The sequence below is a fragment of the Actinotalea sp. JY-7885 genome (genome assembly GCF_014525465.1).
In the GTDB taxonomy this organism is placed as follows: domain Bacteria; phylum Actinomycetota; class Actinomycetes; order Actinomycetales; family Cellulomonadaceae; genus Actinotalea.
In genome coordinates this window covers 1-2,675 of sequence record NZ_JACEXH010000279.1, presented here as the reverse complement: position 1 = coordinate 2,675, position 2,675 = coordinate 1, and the positions used below count along the sequence as shown (strand labels likewise).

General features: G+C 77.2%; 2 protein-coding genes and 1 pseudogene. 2 read left to right on the top strand and 1 reads right to left on the bottom strand.

The genetic code is table 11. The annotated features are described in order from the left end of the window. Nucleotides 1–811, top strand: a pseudogene (locus IDM29_RS16245) (hypothetical protein); the annotation flags it as partial. Nucleotides 812–822: 11 nt separating this feature from the next. Here the strand turns inward: IDM29_RS16245 and IDM29_RS16240 are convergent. Further along, on the bottom strand, nt 823–1,212 hold the full coding sequence (locus IDM29_RS16240; RefSeq protein ID WP_182112477.1) for a phage holin family protein: 390 nt from the start codon (nt 1,210–1,212) through the stop codon (nt 823–825). 64 nt (nt 1,213–1,276) lie between these two features. Here IDM29_RS16240 and hisC point away from each other — a divergent pair, with 64 nt between their 5' ends. Further along, complete coding sequence (hisC, locus tag IDM29_RS16235) at nt 1,277–2,350, top strand: histidinol-phosphate transaminase (RefSeq protein ID WP_255491681.1); 1,074 nt, start codon at nt 1,277–1,279, stop codon at nt 2,348–2,350. The last annotated feature ends 325 nt before the right edge of the window (nt 2,351–2,675 follow it).

The window sequence follows — 2,675 nt, the reverse complement described above, 5'->3', positions numbered from 1 at the left end:
CGTCGCGCCGGTGGTCCGGCCGGGTGCCGCCCGCGGCCCGTCGCGCGACGCCCCGCGGCCGACGTCGGCCGCCGACGTGCTCCGGCACGTCCACGCGCTCTACCCGCACCCCGACGACGCGCCGGGCGCCGGGACCGGCGGCATCCCCGGGACGGTCGGCGTCCAGCGGCTCGACCACGACGACGGCCGACGCACGTGGGTCGTGGCGATCCCGGGGACGCAGGACTGGTCGCCCGTCGCGGGGCCGAACCCGATGAGCCTGTCGTCGAACTTCGCGATCATCGGCGGCGCGCCGGACGACGCGACCCGCACGGTCGTGGAGGCCATGACGCAGGCGGGGGTCGCCCCGGGCGAGCCGGTGCTCCTGGCGGGCCACAGCCAGGGCGGCATGGTGGCGACCGCGATCGCCGCGGACCCGGCACTGGCCGAGCGCTTCGCCGTCGCGGCGGTCCTCACGGCCGGCTCGCCGGTCGCGGCCGTGGACCTGCCGGCCGGCGTCGCCGCGCTGCACCTGCAGCACGACGGCGACTACGTGTGGACCCTGGACGGCGCGGCGAACCCCGCGACGCCGGGCCGGACGACCGTGTCGGCGGACCTGGCGGTCGCGCCCGATCCCGTCGACCGGGCGGCCGCCGGGTCGCCGGTGACGGCGCACGGCATCGACGTCTACGCGCGCACGGCCGAGCGGCTGGCCACCACGGACCACCCGTCCCTGCGCGCGTTCGACGCCGCCGTGGCCGCCCTGGTGGGCGACGGGCGCACGCGCGTGACCACCCAGCGCTACGTCGGGGTCCGCGTGCCCGGGTCCTGACCGGGCGTCGCCTACCGGTCGTCGCCGCGCGCCCCGGGGATGACGAGGCTGAGCAGGAAGCTGACGACCGAGATGAGCAGCGCGCCCAGGATCGCCTGGCCGAAGTCCTCGATCCGCAGGCCGTACTCCCAGAAGCCCGTGAGCCAGCTGGTCAGCATGAGCATGAGCGCGTTGACGATCAGCGTGAACAGGCCGAGCGTGAGGATGTACAGCGGCAGCGAGAGCAGCGCGACGACCGGCTTGACCACCGCGTTGACCAGACCGAAGACCAGCGCGACGGCGAGCAGGGTGAGGATCCGCGAGGTCGTGCCGCCCCCGCTCACGACCTCGATCCCGCCGAGGACCTGGGTCGCGAACCAGATCGCGGCGGCGTTGATGAGGACCCTCACGAGGAAGCTCATACGTCATGCTCCCACCGCGGGACCCGCCACGGGAACGCCTGTGGCGCGGTGGCATGCTGGAGCGGTGACCTCCCCCCTCGTCCCCCGCGCGGTCGTCCGGAGCCTGCCGGCGTACGTCCCCGGTGCCCGGGCCGCGGTCGAGCGCGGCGCGCACAAGCTGTCGTCGAACGAGAACCCCTTCCCGCCGCTGCCGGCCGTGCGCGAGGCGGTCGCCGAGGCGGCGAGCGGGCTCAACCGCTACCCGGACATGTTCGCCACGGAGCTCGGTGAGGCCCTCGCCGCGCGGCACGGCGTCGAGCCCGCCGCGGTCGTCGCCGGGTGCGGCTCGGTCGCGGTGCTCGGTCACGCGCTCCAGGCCTTCTGCGACGCCGGGGACGAGGTGGTCCACGCGTGGCGGTCCTTCGAGGCCTACCCGATCCTCATCGGCCTCCAGGGCGCCGTCGGCGTGCCGGTGCCGCTCACCGCGGACGGTCGTCACGACCTCGCCGCGATGGCGGCCGCGGTCACCGAGCGCACGCGCGCGGTGCTGGTGTGCTCGCCGAACAACCCCACGGGCCCGGCGCTGCGCCACGCGGAGGTCGCGGCGTTCCTCGCCGCGGTGCCCCCGCGCGTGCTGGTGGTGCTCGACGAGGCGTACGTGGAGTTCGTCCGGCAGGACGACGCCGTCGACTCCGGCGCGCTGCTCGCGGCGCACCCGAACGTCGTGGTGCTGCGCACGTTCTCCAAGGCCTACGGGCTGGCGGCGCTGCGGGTCGGGTACGCCGTCGCGCGGCCCGAGGTCGCGAGCGCGATCCGCACGGCCTCCACGCCCTTCGGCGTCAACCACCTCGCCCAGGTCGCCGCGCTCGCCTCGCTGCGGGCGCAGGACGAGCTCCGGGCCCGCGTGGACGCCGTCGTCGCGGCGCGCGGCGGCCTGCTCGCCGGGCTCCGCGCGCAGGGCTGGGCCGTGCCCGACGCCCAGGGCAACTTCGTGTGGCTCCCGCTCGGGGCGCGCACCCTCGACGTCGCGGCCGACGCCGCCGCGCACGGCGTGCTGGTGCGCCCGTTCGCCGGCGAGGGTGTGCGCATCACGGTCGGCGACGCCGCCGCGAACGACGCCGTCCTGGCCCTCGCGCAGCGGTGGGTCGCCGAGGCCTGACGGCCCGCGCCGCGGCAGGCCGGTCGGGCGCCGGTCTCGGTGGGCGAGAACCCGCGGCCCAGGGCTGCCCCACGCGGCGCCGCGCGGGTAGGTTCGCCCGCGTGAGCACCTCGCGAGGGACCCGGCCGGGGACGACGTCGTCGTCGCGGTCGTGTCGCGCCCTCCCGGCGGCCGACCGCCGGTGCTCCGCCTGCGCCGTGCGCAGCTGTCGAATGCCCGGCTGAGTCCTGCGAGGACTCGGCGCCCTCCCCGACGGGGACCCGGCGCCCCCGCCGCCGCGCGGCCGCTCGATCCCGACCCGAGCCCGCCCGCGCGCATCCCGCCC

Coding starts and splice junctions, on each gene's coding strand:
- IDM29_RS16240 (WP_182112477.1), bottom strand. CDS start 1,212: ATGAGCTTCCTCGTGAGGGTCCTCATCAACGCCGCCGCGATCTGGTTC.